Here is an 18,983-nt window from a genome sequence, read left to right as displayed (position 1 = left end):
CGGCGAAATCGAAACGGGGCGCAGACTGTTGCAACTTTTGCAGCAAGCACTGCGACACCAAACCGCACGACGCTTTTTTACTTATCGGCCCTGATCAGGCTAAATGGGCCGCGCCTGATCGCCCACCCAACGGACCTGTCCCATGAACCGACGCCGGTTAGCATTTGCCTGGATCGCCTGCCTTGCAGTGCTGTTCAACATGCTCGCCATGCCGCTGAGCGGGGCGATGGCGCAGGCGGCCAGTTCACCGGCCGAGCAGATACTCTGGAGCAGTTTCTGCACCGGCACCGGAATGAAGATGGTGGCGATCGACATCGGTGCCACGGATCAGAAGGCTCCGCAGAACGACAGCCATTCGAACATGCAGCACTGCTGGTGTTGCTCAGGTGGGGCGCCATTGCTGGCGCTGCCGGGGCATTCGCCGCAGCTGTATTTCGCGCAATTTGAAAGCAACCGCAGCGTTGCGCCCACCTCCCTGCAAACCCCGACGCCGCGCCAGCAATGGCCGAGTCTCAATCCCCGTGCTTCCCCTCTGGTCTGATTTGTTCGCGCCACAAATCCGCGTTTCAAATCGTTCTGGAGAACTGCCATGTTGAAGAAACTCTTCGTCCTCGCTGCGCTGTTGTTGCCGGCGTGCTTCGCCCATGCCCATGAATACAAGGCGGGTGCGCTGGAAATCGCCCATCCGTGGTCGCAGGAACTGCCGCCGAATGCGCCGACCGTCGCCGCCTACTTCATTATCCACAACACCGGCAAAAGCGCCGATCGCCTGCTCAGCGTCGACTCGCCCATCACTGCACAAGCGCAGTTGCACGAGCACGTGATGCAGGGCGATCTGATGAAGATGCAGCAAGTGCCAAGCGTGGAAATCCCCGCCGGCGGCACCGTGACCTTCGCGCCGATGGCTTATCACGTGATGCTGCTCAACCCGAGCGATCGCAGTCTGCTCAGCGACGGCAAGCGTTTCCCGATGACCCTGCATTTCGAAAAGGCCGGTGACGTCAGCGTTGAAGTTGCCGTGCAGAAGAAAGCGCCGGAATCCGCTCAGGGCCACGTCCACGCTCAGTAACCGACCCGGCTGACTTCGCCCATGCGTCCGTTGCGCGCCAGGCCCGTCCCGCATCACCGTCAGACTCAAGCGCTGACGCGTGGCAGCTGGATCGCCCTGTTCGCCATGCTGATGATTTTCATCGGTCCACTGATTTCTCAGTCGATGCCGATGGATCAACACGCCTCGACGTCGATGCCAATGAGCATGGACATGTCGATGGACATGCCCGGCATGAATCACAGCGGCCATGCAGCCCAGCCTGCGGCCGAGCATTGCCCGCCGCAATCTTCGCATCACGTGCTGTGGGAAAAATGCGGCTATTGCAGCCTGCTGTTTAACTGCCCGGCACTGACCGGCGGCGGCGATTTCGTCGCCTTCAACATCCCGCCACCGAACACCTTCACCCCACCCTCCCCGCGTCTGGGCCATGCCCGCCAACCCTTCTTCCCCGGCGCCCGCACCCGCGCCCCGCCCATCGCCACGTAAACACGCACCTCTGATTGCACACGGTTGAGAAGACAGCGCCAGGCTGCCGGCCGTGGTGTTTACGACTGTTCGATGGAAATTGTCATGTCCAGGTTTACTGCTGTCCCCTGCGCGGAATCTGCCCGCGCGCACTTTGCCCTGAATGAATCGCGGATTCGTTGCAGGCACGCGATTGCCGTCCTTTGCGGCGTACTGCTGACACCGCTGGCGCTGGCTGATGATCACACCGGCCACGGAAATCAACTGAGCCCGACGGTGATCACTGCCATCGCCCCGAGCTCACCACTGACGATCGTCACCAACCCCAAGGATCCGCGCCAACCGGTGCCGGCCAGTGACGGCGGCGATTACCTGAAGACCATTCCCGGCTTCGCTCTGGTGCGCAATGGCGGCACCAACGGCGATCCGGTGCTGCGCGGCATGTTCGGTTCGCGCCTGAATATCCTCACCAACGGCAGCATGATGCTCGGCGCTTGCCCTGGCCGGATGGACGCGCCGACCTCGTACATCTCGCCGGAAACCTACGACAAGCTCACGGTGATCAAAGGCCCGCAGACGGTCCTGTGGGGGCCGGGCGCATCGGCCGGTACGGTGCTGTTCGACCGTGAGCCGGAGAACTTCGGCGAACTCGGCACTCGCGTCAACGCCAGCATCCTGGCCGGCTCGCATGGGCGTTTCGACAAGGTTGTCGACGCGGCTGCCGGCGGTCCGTTGGGCTACGTGCGAGTCATCGGCAACACCGCGCATTCCGACGATTACCGCGATGGCAACAACGACATCGTCGCCTCGCGTTACGACAAGTGGAACGGCGATGTCGCACTAGGCTGGACGCCGGATGCCGACACCTTGATCGAACTCACCGCCGGCAAGGGCGACGGCGAGGCGCGGTATGCCGGGCGCGGCATGGACGGTTCGCAATTCCTGCGCGAAAGCCTCGGCCTGCGTTTCGAGAAATCCAACATCAGCGAGGTGCTGGAAAAACTTGAGGCACAGGTCTATTACAACTACGCCGACCATGTGATGGATAACTACACCCTGCGCACCCCGTCCGGCACCGGGATGATGGCAGGGCCCATGGCGTCCAACGTCGACCGCCGGACCCTCGGTGCACGGATCAAAGCAACCTGGCGCTGGGCTGATGTTCAGCTGATCACCGGCCTCGACGCACAGACCAACGAGCACCGCCAGCGCAGCTCAATGGGCATCGATACCTACAAGGACCTGCCGTACAGCAAGGACGCCGATTTCCATAACTACGGCGTGTTCAGCGAAATGACCTGGTACGCCGCCGAGCGTGATCGCTTGATCACTGGCGCCCGTGTCGACCATGCTTCGGCGAAGGATTACCGGCAGACCACCGGGTCGGGGATGATGTCCCGCCCCAACCCGACCGCCGACGACACCCGCGCCGACACCCTGCCCAGCGGCTTCATCCGTTACGAGCATGACCTCGCCGACAGCCCGACCACGCTCTACGCCGGCCTCGGCCATGCGCAACGCTTCCCGGATTACTGGGAGTTGTTTTCGCCCAAGTCCGGCCCGGCAGGATCGGTCAATGCGTTCGACTCGATCAAACCGGAAAAGACCACGCAGTTCGACTTCGGCGTGAACTACAAGAGCGCCGACCTCGAAGCCTGGGCCTCGGGTTACATCGGTGTGGTACGCGATTACATCCTGTTCGACTACACGCCGGGAATGATGGGCATGAGCACCTCGCGCGCCGAGAACATCGACGCGCGGATCATGGGTGGCGAACTCGGTGCTGCCTACAACCTGACCGACAACTGGAAAGCCGATGCGACCCTGGCCTATGCCTGGGGCAAGAACAGCAGTGACGGCTCGACATTACCGCAGATGCCGCCGCTGGATGCGCGTTTCGGCCTGACCTTCAGCCAAGACAACTGGAGCGCCGGCGCACTCTGGCGAGTGGTCGCCGCGCAGCACCGCATCGACGCGAACAAGGGCAACGTGGTCGGCAAGGATTACGCCCAGAGCTCGGGCTTCGGCGTGTTCTCGCTCAACGGCGCGTACCGCATCAACCAGCACTGGAAGGTCAGCAGCGGCGTCGACAACCTGTTCGGCAAAGCCTACGCCGAGCACCTGAACCTGGCTGGCAACGCCGGGTTCGGTTACCCGGCCAATGACCCACAGGCAATTAATGAACCGGGGCGCACGCTCTGGACCAAAGTGGATATGAGTTTCTGACACCAACACCTACCCATGTGGGAGCGAGCCTGCTCGCGAAGACGGCGCCACGGTCGGCATTGATATCGACTGAACAACCGCTTCGCGAGCAGGCTCGCTCCCACAGGTAAACAGACAACGAAAAGAACCAAGCCAAGCGGAGCACACGTGATGCAAAAGCCTCAACCCAATTTCTACAACCTGGCCTGGCGCTGGCATTTCTATGCCGGGCTGTTCGTCGCGCCGTTCATGGTGATGCTGGCCCTGACCGGGATCATTTATCTGTTCAAACCGCAGCTCGATTTGCTGATGTACAGCAGCCTGCTCGAAGTACCGGTCGGGCACCACACGGTGCCAGCCGATGACTTGCTGCAACGGGTGAAAGCTGCCTATCCGCAAGGCCAGGTCACTCAGTACCTGCCGCCGGTGAATGCCGAGCGCAGCGCGCAATTCGTGGTGAAAAACGCGGGTCACGAACTCAACGTATTCGTCGATCCGTACCACGGTGACATCCTCGGCGAGCAGGATGCCAAGCAGAATCTGCAAGCCATCGCCCGTGCGATCCACGGCGAATTGATGATCGGCACGGTCGGCGATCGCCTGATCGAAATGGCCGCTGGCTGGGGCGTGGTGCTGGTGGTGTCGGGGCTGTTTCTGTGGTGGCCACGCGGTCAGGCGGCGGGCATCCTGTGGCCGCGCCTGAGCAGTCGCGGTCGGCTGTTGTGGCGCGATCTGCATGCGGTTACCGGTTTCTGGGGCGCGACATTGCTGCTGGTGATGTTGCTCAGCGGCATGACCTGGACCGGTTTCTGGGGCAAGCAATACGCGCAGGTGTGGAACGTGTTTCCAGCCGCCATGTGGGACAACGTGCCGACCTCCGACATCGAGGCACGCAGCCTCAACAGCGCGACCCGCCAGACCGTGCCATGGGCGATGGAAAACACACCGATGCCGATGTCCGGCGACCACGCCGAACACATGAATCACGGCACCGCCCACGCCGGCCCCGCTGCACCCGAAGTCAGCCTGCAGGATGTGCAGAACATCGCCAGTGAGCGCAAGGTCGAGCCCGGCTACAGCATCACCCTGCCGACCACCGCCACCGGCGTGTTCACCATTGCCGTATTCGCCGATGACCCGCGCAACGACGCCACCCTGCACGTCGATCAGTACACCGGCAAGGTCCTCGCCGATGTGCGTTTTGAGCACTACGGCACCGTTGCTCGCGCTACCGAAATCGGCGTGATGCTGCACGAAGGCAAGATGTTCGGCACCTTCAACCAGATCGTCGTGCTGCTGATCTGCCTGATGATTCTGCTCAGCGCCGTCAGTGGTGTAGTGATCTGGTGGAAACGCCGCCCCGAAGGCAAGTTCGGCGTGCCGCCGTTGCGCCATGATTTACCGACATGGAAAACCGGCGTGGCGATCATGCTGGTGCTGGCGGTGGTGTTTCCACTGGTGGGGGCTTCGCTGCTGTTCGTGTGGTTGCTTGACCGGTTCGTCTTGCCACGAGTCGCCCGGCGCACCGTCGATCTACCGCGCTGATAGTGTGGCGCGGGCTCAGTGGCCCGCGCTCGACTCGGCATTCGAATTACAACTCATCTCTGATTCGCACGGCACCTTCGGCCGTCGGCTGCTGCCGACGGGTTCGCCAACCACTGCCCAGGTGCCCGGTATGGCGCCAATACGCGCCTGCCACCAACACCTGAAATTCGCCCAATTGCAGGAGTCGGGAGACAAATTGCCCAGGCGTGAGGCGGCTGACCCATTGCCCGTTTTCATAAACGACCGAACGGGTCAGCAGCAGATCCCGTTCGGCGTCTGAGTACACTGGCGTGTATTTGAGCAACTCATGGCCGGGCGTGGAGTAGTAATACCCACGAATATCGAAACCTTGGTTTTTCAACTCGTGGGTGTGTGCATACACCAGCGCGGGTTCGGCGAAATTACTGCGGATCTGTTCGTTGTCAGCGACCAGCAAGGTATTGCCCGACAGGCTGAATTGATGACTGGCCACGACGGCATAACCGTCAGGGAAGCGCGGTGCCGGTCGGCGCCAGTCGGTCGCAGGGTCCTCGGCAGTACGGAAAAGACGCAGACGAAGATTTTCCTCGTTGGCGAACCACGCAACAGGCTCCAGCGGGACAAAGCGCTGGCCGGAGTTTTCCCCGAGAACCGCGCCCTCATAACCGGTCCGAGCGAGTATTTCATTGTCGGTCCGTTGCTGGGCATAGCGGGCAGCATCGTCGGGATGCTGGAAGATCGGTCCCAGCGCCGGAACCGGATGATTTTGCCAGTGGCGCTCACGAGATATCTCGGCCAGACCCGGTTGCCAGCCCTCCTCGACCCGACCACGGCGAGACCAGCAGGCGCTGGTTTCAATGACATGCAGGTCACCGGCTCGCGCCATCCGATTTACGTATTCGACAAGGCTGAAAGTGCCCTTGCTGTTGTTGCGTTCATCAATCGCCGCCTGCTCCATTGACACAAAAGCGTTGGGGCGCAATTCCACTTGCCCGAACCGGTCGAAGAATGTACCGGGCTCGAACGCGTGCAGTTGCAGCCTCAGCAGCGCTCCGTCGGCGCAGGAGAAGTAGATCGGCTTGTAACCCTGTGGCGTACTGGCCCGTCGACACGCCTGCTGGACTTCGCTGGGCATGATCAGCACATGCCGGATATCCGTGGATCGTGCGCCAAGCGGCGGCAGGACGGCGCGCAGATAAATCGAATCCAGCAGAAAGCCTGATGGCAGTCGCCCGTGCTCGAAGATCCGATCCAGCGCCAGCGCAGATCGTTGTGCAGTCAGCGGCAGACTGGCAAGAAACACACCGCCGGCCGAGCGCAGGATGACACCGAAAGTCTGCATATCGCGGCTCACCGCCAGCTCATGGACATATCGAGCGGCCGCATCTGCCTGAAGAAATAACGGGCTGCACACCGCCGCAGTAGCGGCTTTGCTGTAATCCGTCACGATCTGCAGATCGGCGGAGAACGGCACCCAGCGCGATACTTGCCGGGGCAGGCCCCACAGGTCACTGCCGGTGACGACCTGCAAATAACCTGTTCTGGCGAGCGAGTCGATCCAGTCGATCGGTTTCAATTCACCGCTGTAAAGGCGCTGCTTGATGGTCTCGCCATCCAGTGATGCGGGCAGGCTATTGCTTGCCGTCAGGGCAATCGACAGATCGGCGCGCAGACGCTCCCACAACCCAGGCTGATAGCGAATCGTCGCACCGTCCGGCGCAAACAGGTATTCATCCCAGACCACAGGCTTGCGCGTGAATGCCGAGTACAAGGTGTCGACCGACAGCATGTTCAAGTAGATCTGTTTGTCGATGGCCGAAAACGCTACCGACAGCTCCCTCGGGACTCTGGAGCGGTAACGCGCAACGATCCGGCAATTTTCTGGAAACAGTCCGGCAGCGCGAGTCTCGTCGGCGATGATCTCGCTACTGTCGAAATTTTCGCGTGTCACTTCAATCGGCAAGGTAGCGACATAGAGGCCGTCGGAGCGTTTCAGAATGGCACCGCCATAGAGCTTGTCGGTGCTCTGCGGCAACAGCGATCGGGCATGCACCGCCGCATCGTCGGCACTGTGAAAAACCGGCCCCAGGGCGCGTCGCTGCAGATTTGCGTAAGGCTGCCAGGTTTTCTTTACCAAACCCGGCCGGTCCCAGCACAGACTCGTACGCAGCACGTCAAGTTGACCACTCTCGACCACGGTGTGCACGAAGTCGGATGGCAACAGCCTTTGCGCAGCGAGATCGTCCTTGAGCGTTTGCAGCGTCGTCTGCGAGCTGTCGTCGTAGAACAACTTGCTGGAGCTGTTGAACACATACCTGAGCAGAGCACCATCACCAGTGGCGATATACAAAGTTCTGTGCCGGCCAGTGGCGACGACCGGGCGCCGCTCGGAGAGATACATGGCAACGGTCAGCGTCTCTGGCGTGACGAAGTAATGCGCGAGCCAGTCCTGGGGATGGCGCAAGGTTTCCCCGATTCGCTGGTGCATGTAATACACGGCATGCAGGTCGAAGCCATCCGGGTACTGATACCAGGGAGCCGTCCTGCTGGAACTGAACACCGACTCCTGACGAAACAGATTGGTGCCGCTATCGCTGACGGGTATCAGCTCGCTGGCGATGTATTCCTCCCGCCCCACGTGCTTGAGAATGAAGCCGAACCAGGTTTTCTTCTCGTCGTGCAAATGCACGTCAGTACTGGATTGACTCAGTGCTGCATCGTCCGCCGAGGAAAACACCGCACCAAAGAAAATCCTCGCAGGACGCTTCCACGGCATTGTTGTAGCGCCAGGCGCAGGCACTTGCGTTGGCGGATATGGCTGCAAAGAAAGATCTGGCAATGACGGTTTCGGTAACGTCGGCAGCGGCGGCTCAGACTCGCCTGGTTCAGCCACTGACGCTACTGGCAGGCTCCAGTCAGCGCCGATTTGCCCGCGATAGCCCCACAGTGCGTGATCGATCAGGTTGAACAAGACGCCGGCCTGCGCCTGTTCACGCACAAAGGCTTGTGGCCGTTCAGTGCCGTTGCGCAGCGCACTGGCTAGCTCGCCCGGGTGCTTGCCAGTGCCGAGGCGTCTGGCCAGCTCCCTGGCGACGATGGTGGTGTAGGGCTGGAACCTGATCAGGCTGTCACCGGCACCAGAGCAATACAGAGCGATCCCGTCGACCAGGGTCTGCCGCAGCTCGTCAACGTTGAGCATCTGCACGTTCAGCAGAGCCTCGGCACGGGTCCAGCGCAGATACCGGATATGCACCGGGTCAAGTTGCGAAAGCGCAACGTGAGCGACATAACGCGCATGCATGGTGTGGTCGTCTGGAAACACCGGCCGACCGTGATTGTCCAGAGGATAAAGCCGCCCCTGGCTGAGCGTATCGATATCCCCGGGCAAGGGTTCGGTCACCACGAAACGCTTGTCGCTACGCTGAAAAACATACCCCGCGTACTGCTGATCACGGCGAATGCCCACGAGCTCATGGGCATGGCGAACCGCATCATCGGCCGCCAGAAAAGCCCGGCTCAATCGCGGCCAGGGGAAATTGGCGAAGGGCTGCCATTGCAGATCTACCGGCCCCAGATGCGCCCACAACGCACTGCCGCGCACGACCTCCAGGGTCCCGGCCAGTACCAGCATCGAAACAAATGCGCGGGTATCCAGTGTGCCGGCCAATAGCCTTGCCTGCACACCATTGTCACTGACCGTGCCGTCCGACTGCGTAACGCTCAGTGCCGCTTCGATCGAATCGCCGCTGAAGCGGTACTTCAACATCGCATGATCCTGCGCCCGCATGTACAGCGACAACGCACGCCCTGCTTGCGCCAGATGTTGGCTGCGGGCATTCGCTTCGATAGCCCAGGCGATCTCCCGGGGCGTGAAGAAGTTCTCGTAGAGCCACGGCTGGCCAGGTGGAAACTGTGCCGGGTCGGGTCGCGAGGCGAAGTAAAAGCCCTCCAGCAAATACCCCTTGGGCAGCTGCAATTGCCCTTGGGCATCAACCGGAAATATTCGCTCAGGATCCCAAGCGGCGAGCCCGGCCGGCCGCGCATGGGTGGCCACATACTCCTCGCCAACCAATTTTTTCAATATCAGGCCCGTCGTTTGCGCGCCTCTGGATTTCAAAGCGGCCAGCACGGCGCGTTCGGCATTGACGCAGACACGGGTCATCAGCGGCAGTTCGGTGACTGCACCCTTTGAAAACGACGCGCCGGCCTTCCAGTCCGCAGGTACGCGCCCCACCGAGTAGCCCCAGTCGGCATTCGAAACAATCACTTTTAGTTCACCCACGGTCGCCAGTTTGTTGATCACCGCCATCACGTCATAGGCCCCCGCCGGATGGCCCGACGGCCCGCCGGACTGCTGCCATAGAAAGTAGTCGCGCTCCTCGGGCGAGCCGCTCGAGACGTATTTGAGCAAGCTGCCATCCGGGCCTGAAAGGTAAGCGCTGCGGAAAAAATCCCGCGCCGACACATCGCCAATGAAATCGCCGCCTGAATAGAAACTCATGAACAGCCGGAGCAGCGTTTCATCCTGACGCCGATTGCCATTGCGGAACTCGGCATGGATCGGCGGATGGCTGTGAACGCTGGCGACGCACCGGTAGCCCAGCGGATGAAGCATGCCGCCAAGGACATCGGTCTGCACAATTGTGCCGAAGTCAAAACCCGTGGCTTGCCCGGCGATGGGAGAAGTGGCGAGCAATTTCCCGTCCGGACGCAGCAGGATCACGCTGCCGTACTCTTTGTCCGGGTTCAGTGGAATCCGCGTGTGCACCCAATAGGCGGCGTCCTCTTCAGTCAGAAAGGCCGGGCTCAGTGGCGGCAGCTTGAACGTTGCTGAAGAACTTGCGGTACGACCGGATCGGCCTGAGACATGACTCATAAAAACCTGCGCTGAGAATCGGGATGAGCGCGTGAGTGTGGGCCGTCGGTTTTCACCTGCTGTGGTACATGTTTATCGTTTCTGTATCCGCATCTGCGCGACAGCTGCGCCCCAATCTGGCGCAACTGGACGCACCACCATCCGAGTACCGTCCCCTCCTGGTGCACGCCCTCAGCGCGCAAACGCTCTGGCACGACATTTTCTTGCCTGAACGCGACCGGGCACAGCCTTTGCAAAACACACCTTCAGTCGTCCGCATCTGCCAACCAGAAAAAATCGAATGTTCATGGAGATCGCACAATGAAGCGTCGCAGTTTGATCAAGGCTTTCACACTCACGGCATCCATTGCCGCGATGGGCATGACCTGGACTGTCCAGGCCGCCGAGACCATCAAGGTCGGGATTCTGCATTCGTTGTCCGGGACCATGGCGATCTCCGAGACGTCGCTCAAGGACATGGCGCTGATGACCATCGACGAGATCAACGCCAAGGGCGGTGTGAACGGCAAGATGCTCGAGCCGGTGGTGGTCGACCCCGCTTCCAACTGGCCGCTGTTCGCCGAAAAGGGCCGACAGCTGCTGACCCAGGACAAGGTCGCGGTGGTGTTCGGCTGCTGGACCTCGGTGTCGCGTAAATCGGTATTGCCGGTGTTCGAAGAGCTCAATGGCCTGCTGTTCTACCCGGTGCAGTACGAAGGCGAAGAGATGTCGCCGAACGTCTTCTACACCGGCGCCGCGCCGAACCAGCAAGCGATCCCCGCCGTTGAATACCTGATGAGCGAAGAAGGCGGCAGCGCCAAGCGCTACTTCCTGCTCGGCACCGACTACGTCTACCCGCGCACCACCAACAAGATCCTGCGCGCGTTCCTGCATTCCAAAGGCGTGGCCGACAAGGACATCGAAGAGGTCTACACGCCGTTCGGTCACAGCGATTACCAGACCATCGTTGCCAACATCAAAAAATTCTCCGCCGGCGGCAAGACTGCCGTCATCTCCACCGTCAACGGCGACTCCAACGTGCCGTTCTATAAAGAGCTGGCCAACCAGGGCCTGAAGGCCACCGACGTACCGGTGGTGGCGTTCTCGGTCGGCGAAGAAGAACTGCGCGGCATCGACACCAAACCGCTGGTGGGCAACCTCGCGGCGTGGAACTACTTCGAGTCGGTGGAGAATCCTGCGAACAAGAAATTCGTCGCGGACTGGAAAGCCTACGCGAAGAAACACAACCTGCCGGGCGCCGATAAAGCCGTGACCAACGACCCGATGGAAGCCACCTACGTCGGCATCCACATGTGGGCGCAGGCGGTCGAGAAAGCCAAATCCACTGACGTCGACAAAGTGCGCGAAGCACTGGCCGGGCAGACCTTTGCTGCGCCGTCCGGTTACACGTTGACCATGGACAAGACCAATCACCACCTGCACAAGCCCGTGATGATCGGCGAAATCCAGAGCGACGGGCAGTTCAACGTCGTGTGGCAGACCGAAGGCCCGATCCGCGCGCAACCATGGAGCCCGTACATTCAGGGCAACGACAAGAAGCCGGATTATGCGGTGAAGAGCAACTGAGTCACCGGATGTCAGTCTCGCGCCTGGCGTGAGGCTGATGCAATTCCCTGTGAGAGCGGACCTTTGTGGTGAGGGGATTTATCCCCGATGGGTTGCGAAGCAGCCCCAACGCCATCAGTCGCGGTGTATCAGATCGATCGCGTCGACCGATATCACGACTGCTTCGCAGCCGAGCGGGGATAAATCCCCTCGCCACAAAGGCTCGCTCCCACAATGTCCGCGTCAAGGCGACTGACTATGCCCACTGCCCTTTTCCGATTTATCTGTGCCATCGCACTGTTGCTGCCACTCCTGGCCCACGCCGGCGATGCCGAAGACTTCGTCGCGGCCAATCCGATGCAACAGGCCAAACTGCTGGAAGCCTGGGCCGCGCAGCCCGATCCGGCGCGTATCGAATTGCTCAACGCCCTGCAACAAGGCGAGCTGACGATCGACGGCCAAGCGAAAACCCTGCGCCTGAACAATCGCCTGCGGGGTCTGATCGACACCGCGATGGCCAGCCATCAATTGCTCGCCGCTGACAGCAAGATCCGTCTGGGCGCCGCGCAGCAGTTGCAGAAAAGCGCGAAACCCGCGCAGCTGAAATTTCTCGACCGGCAGCTCGCTGGGGAAAAAGATGAAAGCGTGCATGCCGCCTTGAGCCTGGCGCTGGCCAATCTGCAACTGGTCGACAGCGACCCGGCGGTGCGCCTTGCAGCGGTGCGGTTGCTCGGTGAAACCGGCGACCCGCTGGCACGCACGCGCCTTGAAGGTCTGCTCGAACCGGGCGTGGAAAGCGATGCCGGCGTGCGCACCGCCGCCGAAACCAGCCTCGCGCAGGTCAAGCGCAAATTGCTGATCGGCGAAGTGCTCGGCCAGGCCTTCAGCGGCATGTCGCTGGGCTCGATTCTGCTGCTCGCCGCCCTCGGTCTGGCGATCACCTTCGGCCTGCTCGGGGTGATCAACATGGCTCACGGCGAGATGCTCATGCTCGGCGCCTACTCGACCTATGTCGTGCAGTTGATGTTTCAGCGTTACGCGCCGCAGGCCATCGAGTTCTATCCGCTGATCGCGCTGCCAGTGGCGTTTTTCGTCACCGCCGCCATTGGCATGGCGCTGGAGCGCACGGTCATCCGCCACCTTTACGGTCGACCACTGGAAACGCTGCTCGCGACCTGGGGCATCAGCCTGATGCTGATCCAGCTTGTGCGTTTGTTGTTCGGGGCGCAGAACGTTGAAGTGGCCAACCCGGCGTGGCTGTCCGGCGGCATTCAAGTGCTGCCGAACCTGGTGCTGCCGTACAACCGCATCGTCATCATCGCTTTCGCATTGTTCGTGGTGGTGCTGACCTGGCTGCTGCTGAACAAGACCCGCCTCGGCCTCAACGTGCGCGCCGTTACCCAGAACCGCAACATGGCCGCCTGCTGCGGCGTGCCGACCGGGCGCGTGGACATGCTCGCCTTCGGTCTCGGCTCGGGCATTGCCGGCTTGGGCGGCGTGGCGCTGAGCCAGATCGGCAACGTCGGTCCCGACCTTGGCCAGAGCTACATCATCGACTCGTTCCTGGTGGTGGTGCTCGGCGGCGTCGGCCAATTGGCCGGTAGCGTGCTGGCGGCATTTGGCCTGGGCATCGCCAACAAGATTCTCGAACCGCAGATCGGTGCGGTGCTCGGCAAGATCCTGATCCTCGCGCTGATCATTCTGTTCATTCAGAAACGTCCGCAAGGCCTCTTCGCACTGAAAGGACGGGTGATCGACTGATGAACCAGCCTCTGTTAGTCACGGCCACACAAAAGGCCGGGCCGAAAGCCACGCTCGCGGTCGGCGGGGTGATCCTCGCGCTGCTGATCGTTCTGCCGCTGCTCTCGTTGTTGTCGCCAGACAATGCCCTGCACGTCTCGGCCTACACGCTGACCCTGGTCGGCAAAATCCTCTGCTACGCCATCGTCGCCCTTGCGCTGGATCTGGTCTGGGGTTACGCCGGCCTGCTGTCGCTGGGCCACGGTCTGTTCTTCGCCCTCGGCGGGTACGCGATGGGCATGTACCTGATGCGGCAGGCAGCCGGCGATGGCTTGCCAGCGTTCATGACTTTCCTGTCTTGGAGCGAATTGCCGTGGTACTGGACCGGCACCAGCAGCTTTATCTGGGCCATGTGTCTGGTGGTGCTGGCGCCGGGTCTGCTGGCGCTGGTGTTCGGCTTTTTCGCCTTCCGTTCGCGGATCAAGGGCGTGTATTTCTCGATCATGACCCAGGCCCTGACCTTCGCCGGCATGCTCCTGTTTTTCCGCAACGAGACCGGTTTCGGTGGCAACAACGGCTTCACCAATTTCCGCACGATCCTCGGCTTCGGCATTACCGAACCGGGCACCCGCGCGGTGCTGTTTCTGGCCACGGTGTTGCTGCTGGTGGCGAGCCTGTTCATCGGCTGGCGCCTGGCGCAAAGCAAGTTCGGTCGGGTGCTGACGGCGTTGCGCGATGCGGAAAACCGTTTGATGTTCTGCGGCTACGACCCGCGCGGTTTCAAGCTGTTCGTCTGGGTGCTGAGTGCGGTGCTGTGCGGTCTCGCCGGAGCGCTGTACGTGCCGCAAGTCGGCATCATCAACCCCAGCGAAATGTCGCCGACCAATTCGATCGAAGCGGCGGTGTGGGTCGCCCTTGGCGGGCGCGGCACGCTGATCGGGCCGCTGCTCGGCGCCGGCGTGGTCAACGGCATGAAGAGCTGGTTCACCGTGGCCTTCCCGGAATACTGGCTGTTCTTCCTCGGCGCGCTGTTCATCGTCGTGACGTTGTACATGCCCAAGGGCGTGATCGGTCTGCTGAAGAAACGAGGTGAACAATGAGAGTCACAGCGAGTGCTGAATTCATGCTGGAGCCGGCGTTTTTCCCCGTGGAACCGAACAAGGACGAAGGCACCAGCCGCGACTCGATCGGCCTCGGCCAGCGCGTCGGCCCCGGCCTCGATACGCGCCACGGCACCATCCTGACCCTGGAAGACATCAGCGTCAGCTTCGATGGCTTCCGTGCCTTGAACAATCTCAACCTGTACATCGGCGTCGGCGAACTGCGCTGCATCATCGGCCCCAACGGCGCGGGCAAGACCACGCTGATGGACGTGATCACCGGCAAGACCCGGCCCAGCCACGGCAAGGCCTGGTTCGGCGAAACCCTGGATCTGACGCAGATGAGCGAAGTGCAGATTGCCCAGTCCGGCATCGGCCGCAAGTTTCAGAAACCGACGGTATTCGAAGCCTTGAGCGTGTTTGAAAACCTGGAGCTGGCGCAGAAGACCGACAAGTCGGTGTGGGCCAGTTTGCGTGCGCGCTTGAATGGCGAGCAGAAGGATCGCATCTGCGAAGTGCTCGAGACGATTCGCCTGACCACCTCGGTCAATCGCCAGGCCGGGTTGTTGTCCCACGGCCAGAAGCAGTTTCTCGAGATCGGCATGTTGCTGATGCAGGACCCGCAATTGCTCCTGCTCGACGAACCGGTGGCGGGCATGACCGACGCCGAAACCGAGTTCACCGCCGAGCTGTTCAAATCGCTGGCGGGCAAGCATTCGCTGATGGTGGTCGAGCACGACATGGGCTTTGTCGGCTCGATTGCCGACCACGTCACGGTGCTGCATCAGGGCAGCGTGCTGGCCGAGGGCTCGCTTGAGCAAGTGCAGGCCGATGAGCGAGTAATTGAGGTTTATTTGGGACGATGAATCGGCCAGCTGCAAGCTGCAAGCTGCAAGCTGCAAGTAAAAGCCCTGTCATACCGCCCTGCCCTTGCTTTCGGCTTGAAGCTTGAAGCTTGAAGCCCAACTAACGGAGTTCCGATGCTACAGGTCCAACAACTTCATCAATACTACGGCGGTAGCCACATCCTGCGCGGCCTGAGCTTTGACGTGAAGGTCGGCGAAGTGACCTGCCTGCTCGGCCGTAATGGCGTGGGCAAGACCACCCTGCTCAAATGCCTGATGGGCCTGCTGCCGGCCAAGGAAGGTGCGGTGAACTGGGAAGGCAAACCGATCACCACGTTCAAACCGCATCAGCGTGTGCATGCCGGTATCGCCTACGTGCCGCAGGGCCGTGAGATCTTCGGGCGCCTGACGGTAGAAGAAAATCTGCTGATGGGCCTGTCACGCTTTCCAGGCTCAGAAGCCAAAGAAGTTCCAGGTTTCATCTACGAACTGTTCCCGGTGCTGCTACAAATGAAGCAGCGCCGTGGCGGCGATCTGTCCGGTGGTCAGCAACAGCAACTGGCGATCGGCCGCGCATTGGCCAGCCGCCCGCGCCTGCTGATTCTTGATGAGCCCACCGAAGGCATTCAACCGTCGGTGATCAAGGAAATCGGCGCGGTGATCAAGCAGCTCGCGGCGCGCGGTGACATGGCGATTCTGCTGGTCGAGCAGTTCTACGATTTCGCCGCCGAACTGGCCGATCAATACCTGGTGATGTCGCGGGGCGAGATCGTCCAGCAGGGTCGCGGTGAAAATATGGAGGCCGAGGGTGTACGCGGGCTGGTCACGATCTAACGCGCCGGTCTAATCTGTAGCTTCCTAACGATAATCACAAAACCATGAATTCGATTGTTGCACCTGCCCTGTTTACCCCGAGCTGGCACGCCGAGCTGGAACTGGCCTACGCGCGTTTCGGCGATTGCACGCGCCCGGTCATGCGCCGTCACCTCGGCCCGCTGCGGGTGCAAAAGCATCTGTACGCCGAAGGCCCCGAGGTCTGCCAGCACATCATCGTCCACCCACCGGGCGGAATTGCCGGTGGTGATCGGCTCGATATCAGCGCGCGCGTCGAGCACAACGCCTGGGCACAGATCACCAGCCCCGGCGCCGCCAAGTGGTATCGCGCGGGCGGGCCGGCTTATCAGCAGCTCGACTTGCAAGTCGCTGCCGGCGCGACCCTGGAATGGCTGCCGCAGGAAACCATCGTCTACAGCGCCGCGCAGGCCGAGTTGAGCACAACGATCGAGCTCGAAGGCGATGCGCGGCTGTTCTACTGGGACGTGGTGGCGCTCGGTCGTCCGGCCAGCGGCGAGCGTTTTGACCTCGGGCATTTTCAGGCGCACCTGGACATCCGCCGCGATGGTCAGTTGCTCTGGCACGAACGGCAGCGCATTGTCGGTGCGGACGGTTTACTCGACTCGCCGATCGGCCTGGATGGCAATCCGGTGTTCGCAACGATGCTGGTGACCGGTGAGATTGAGGCCGAGTTGCTGGAGCGCTGCCGCTCGCTGGGGCATGAGGTACGCGGGGATTTGACCCAGCTGCCAGGGTTGCTGGTGGCGCGGTGCCTGGCCGGTGAAGCGTTGCTCGCCCGCGCCTGGCTGATTGATTTATGGCGACTGCTAAGGCCTGCGCTCCTGGGCCGCGAGGCCATGCCCCCCCGAATCTGGAACACCTGAAATGCATTCCAACTGTGGGAGCGAGCCTGCTCGCGAAAGCGTCATGTCAGCCACCCCATACGCTGAATATGAAACCGTATTCGCGAGCAGGCTCGCTCCCACAGGGGATGTGCGCAATCAGATAATTTTTCAATCTGCCCTGATGGAACCCGAACCATGGACCTGACCCCACGCGAAAAAGACAAGCTGCTGATCTTCACCGCCGGCCTCGTCGCCGAGCGGCGGCTGGCCCGTGGCGTGAAACTCAACTACCCGGAAGCCATGGCCTACATCTCCGCCGCGCTGCTCGAAGGCGCCCGCGACGGCCAGACCGTGGCCGAGCTGATGCATTACGGCACCACCCTGCTCAGCCGCGAACAAGTGATGGAAGGCATCCCGGAAATGATCCCGGAGATCCAGGTCGAGGCGACGTTCCCCGACGGCACCAAACTGGTCACCGTTCACCAGCCGATCGTCTGAGGCCGCGCCATGACTTACAGCATTCGCGATGCGAGCCGGGCCGACCTGCCGGCGATCCGCGACATCTACAACGACGCCGTGCTCAACACCACGGCGATCTGGAACGAACAAGCGGTCGACCTCGGCAATCGCCAGGCATGGTTCGACGCGCGGCAGTTGCAGGCGTACCCGATTCTGGTGATCGTCGACCGTGAAAACGCAGTGCTGGGTTATGCCTCGTTCGGCGACTGGCGGCCGTTCGACGGCTTCCGTCACACCGTCGAGCACTCGGTGTACGTGCGCAGCGATCAACGCGGCAACGGCCTCGGCCCGCAACTGATGACCGCGCTGATCGAACGCGCCCGCACTTGCGGCAAACACGTCATGGTCGCCGCTATCGAAAGCGGCAACGCTGCCTCGATCCGCTTGCACGAGCGTGCCGGTTTCAGAATCACCGGGCAGATGCCGCAAGTGGGCACCAAGTTCGGCCGCTGGCTCGATCTGACCTTCATGCAGTTGACCCTCAATCCCGGCGCACAGCCGCCGGGTGCCCACAAGGAGTGATGTCGATGAACGCCGCCCAGTTGCGCCGCGTCAACGCTGAGAGCTTTGCCCACTATCGCCAGGGCCTGGTCGATCTGCTGCTCGACGCCGTCGGTTACGGCGCCAGCGTCGGCTTCATGGCCGACCTCGATGCCGCGCAGGCGCGCGCGTATTTCGATGAGGTGCAGGACAACATCAACAAGGGCAGCACGCTGCTCTGGGTGGTGGTGAAGGACGAGCAGGTGCTGGCCAGCGTGCAACTGGGCCTGTGCCAGAAGGCCAATGGTCTGAACCGCGCCGAAGTGCAGAAACTGCTGGTGCGCGAACACGCGCGGCGCCGTGGCCTCGGCCAGCAACTGATGCAGGCGCTGGAACTCGAAGCGCCCAAGCACAAGCGCGGCATGCTCTATCTCGACACCGAGGCCGGCTCGCCGGCAGAAGATTTCTACAAGGCGCTGGGCTACGTGCGCGCCGGCGAAATCCCCGATTACGCCTGCGATCCCAACGGCACCTATCGCCCGACCGCTCTCTATTACAAAGTCCTGCAAGGAGCCCAGCGATGATTCCTGGCCAATACCAGATCCAGCCCGGCGACATCGAACTCAACGTCGGCCGCCGCACCGTGAGCCTGAAAGTCGCCAACAGTGGTGACCGGCCGATCCAGGTCGGTTCGCACTTTCACTTTTTCGAAACCAACGACGCGCTGACCTTCGACCGTGCCGCCAGTCGCGGCATGCGCCTGAACATCCCCGCCGGCACCGCCGTGCGCTTCGAGCCGGGGCAAAGCCGTGAAGTCGAGCTGGTCGATTACGCCGGGCATCGCCGGGTGTTCGGCTTTGCCGGCCGCATCATGGGTGATCTCTAAACAACACGGTGCCCGCTCTGGCCCCTTCGCGAGCAGGCTCGCTCCCACATGAGAACGCGATCAAATGT

The 18,983-nt window shown here is 61.6% G+C and carries 16 protein-coding genes; 15 read left to right on the top strand and 1 reads right to left on the bottom strand.

Going from position 1 to position 18,983, the window contains the following annotated elements; translation table 11 throughout:
* Positions 1-142: 142 nt before the first annotated feature.
* From J5M66_RS22080 to J5M66_RS22060, 5 genes are all read left to right on the top strand, one after another.
* On the top strand, positions 143-541 hold the full coding sequence (locus J5M66_RS22080) for a DUF2946 domain-containing protein (protein WP_207809493.1): 399 nt from the start codon (positions 143-145) through the stop codon (positions 539-541).
* Between the two features lie 48 nt (positions 542-589).
* Positions 590-1,069: a copper chaperone PCu(A)C gene (locus J5M66_RS22075; protein WP_122610392.1), complete on the top strand. Its 480-nt coding sequence runs from the start codon at positions 590-592 to the stop codon at positions 1,067-1,069.
* A 21-nt stretch (positions 1,070-1,090) separates the two neighbouring features.
* Positions 1,091-1,537: a DUF2946 domain-containing protein gene (locus J5M66_RS22070; protein ID WP_207817501.1), complete on the top strand. Its 447-nt coding sequence runs from the start codon at positions 1,091-1,093 to the stop codon at positions 1,535-1,537.
* An 84-nt stretch (positions 1,538-1,621) separates the two neighbouring features.
* The gene (locus tag J5M66_RS22065; RefSeq protein ID WP_207809792.1) at positions 1,622-3,742 is read left to right on the top strand and encodes a TonB-dependent copper receptor; all 2,121 of its coding nucleotides are present in this window, start codon (positions 1,622-1,624) and stop codon (positions 3,740-3,742) included.
* Between the two features lie 150 nt (positions 3,743-3,892).
* Positions 3,893-5,266 (top strand): PepSY domain-containing protein, encoded by a 1,374-nt coding sequence (locus J5M66_RS22060; protein ID WP_207809789.1) that lies wholly within the window; start codon positions 3,893-3,895, stop codon positions 5,264-5,266.
* Between the two features lie 46 nt (positions 5,267-5,312).
* On the opposite strand, the gene J5M66_RS22055 is transcribed toward J5M66_RS22060, so the two are convergent.
* Entirely contained in the window at positions 5,313-10,121 is a 4,809-nt protein-coding gene (locus tag J5M66_RS22055; RefSeq protein WP_207809786.1) for a DUF4329 domain-containing protein, read from the bottom strand.
* 300 nt (positions 10,122-10,421) lie between these two features.
* On the opposite strand from J5M66_RS22055, the gene urtA reads away from it, so the two are divergent.
* The 10 genes from urtA (at position 10,422) to J5M66_RS22005 (ending at position 18,915) form a co-directional block, all read left to right on the top strand.
* Positions 10,422-11,687, top strand: a complete 1,266-nt coding sequence (urtA, locus tag J5M66_RS22050) for an urea ABC transporter substrate-binding protein (RefSeq protein ID WP_016771886.1) — start codon at positions 10,422-10,424, stop codon at positions 11,685-11,687.
* A 237-nt stretch (positions 11,688-11,924) separates the two neighbouring features.
* On the top strand, positions 11,925-13,427 hold the full coding sequence (gene urtB / locus J5M66_RS22045; protein WP_207809784.1) for an urea ABC transporter permease subunit UrtB: 1,503 nt from the start codon (positions 11,925-11,927) through the stop codon (positions 13,425-13,427).
* Entirely contained in the window at positions 13,427-14,506 is a 1,080-nt protein-coding gene (gene urtC, locus J5M66_RS22040; protein WP_207809782.1) for an urea ABC transporter permease subunit UrtC, read from the top strand. The genes urtB and urtC overlap by 1 nt, the downstream gene beginning before the upstream one ends.
* Positions 14,507-14,529: 23 nt before the next feature.
* The gene (gene urtD / locus J5M66_RS22035; RefSeq protein WP_185015455.1) at positions 14,530-15,372 is read left to right on the top strand and encodes an urea ABC transporter ATP-binding protein UrtD; all 843 of its coding nucleotides are present in this window, start codon (positions 14,530-14,532) and stop codon (positions 15,370-15,372) included.
* A gap of 114 nt (positions 15,373-15,486) precedes the next feature.
* A complete protein-coding gene (urtE, locus tag J5M66_RS22030) occupies positions 15,487-16,185 on the top strand; it encodes an urea ABC transporter ATP-binding subunit UrtE (RefSeq protein WP_056787636.1) in 699 nt (232 codons plus the stop codon).
* 44 nt (positions 16,186-16,229) lie between these two features.
* Entirely contained in the window at positions 16,230-17,069 is an 840-nt protein-coding gene (locus J5M66_RS22025; RefSeq protein WP_207809780.1) for an urease accessory protein UreD, read from the top strand.
* 156 nt (positions 17,070-17,225) lie between these two features.
* A complete protein-coding gene (ureA, locus tag J5M66_RS22020) occupies positions 17,226-17,528 on the top strand; it encodes an urease subunit gamma (RefSeq protein WP_003221215.1) in 303 nt (100 codons plus the stop codon).
* Positions 17,529-17,537: 9 nt separating this feature from the next.
* Positions 17,538-18,071: a GNAT family N-acetyltransferase gene (locus J5M66_RS22015; RefSeq protein ID WP_207809778.1), complete on the top strand. Its 534-nt coding sequence runs from the start codon at positions 17,538-17,540 to the stop codon at positions 18,069-18,071.
* A gap of 5 nt (positions 18,072-18,076) precedes the next feature.
* Complete coding sequence (locus J5M66_RS22010; RefSeq protein WP_024011401.1) at positions 18,077-18,613, top strand: GNAT family N-acetyltransferase; 537 nt, start codon at positions 18,077-18,079, stop codon at positions 18,611-18,613.
* Positions 18,610-18,915, top strand: a complete 306-nt coding sequence (locus J5M66_RS22005) for an urease subunit beta (RefSeq protein ID WP_024011400.1) — start codon at positions 18,610-18,612, stop codon at positions 18,913-18,915. Before J5M66_RS22010 ends, J5M66_RS22005 begins: the two co-directional genes overlap by 4 nt.
* Positions 18,916-18,983: the final 68 nt, after the last annotated feature.

The organism is Pseudomonas sp. 67(2021) (genome assembly GCF_017491835.1).
Taxonomy (GTDB): Bacteria; Pseudomonadota; Gammaproteobacteria; order Pseudomonadales; family Pseudomonadaceae; genus Aquipseudomonas; species Aquipseudomonas atacamensis.
This window is presented reverse-complemented; position numbering and strand designations above follow the sequence as displayed.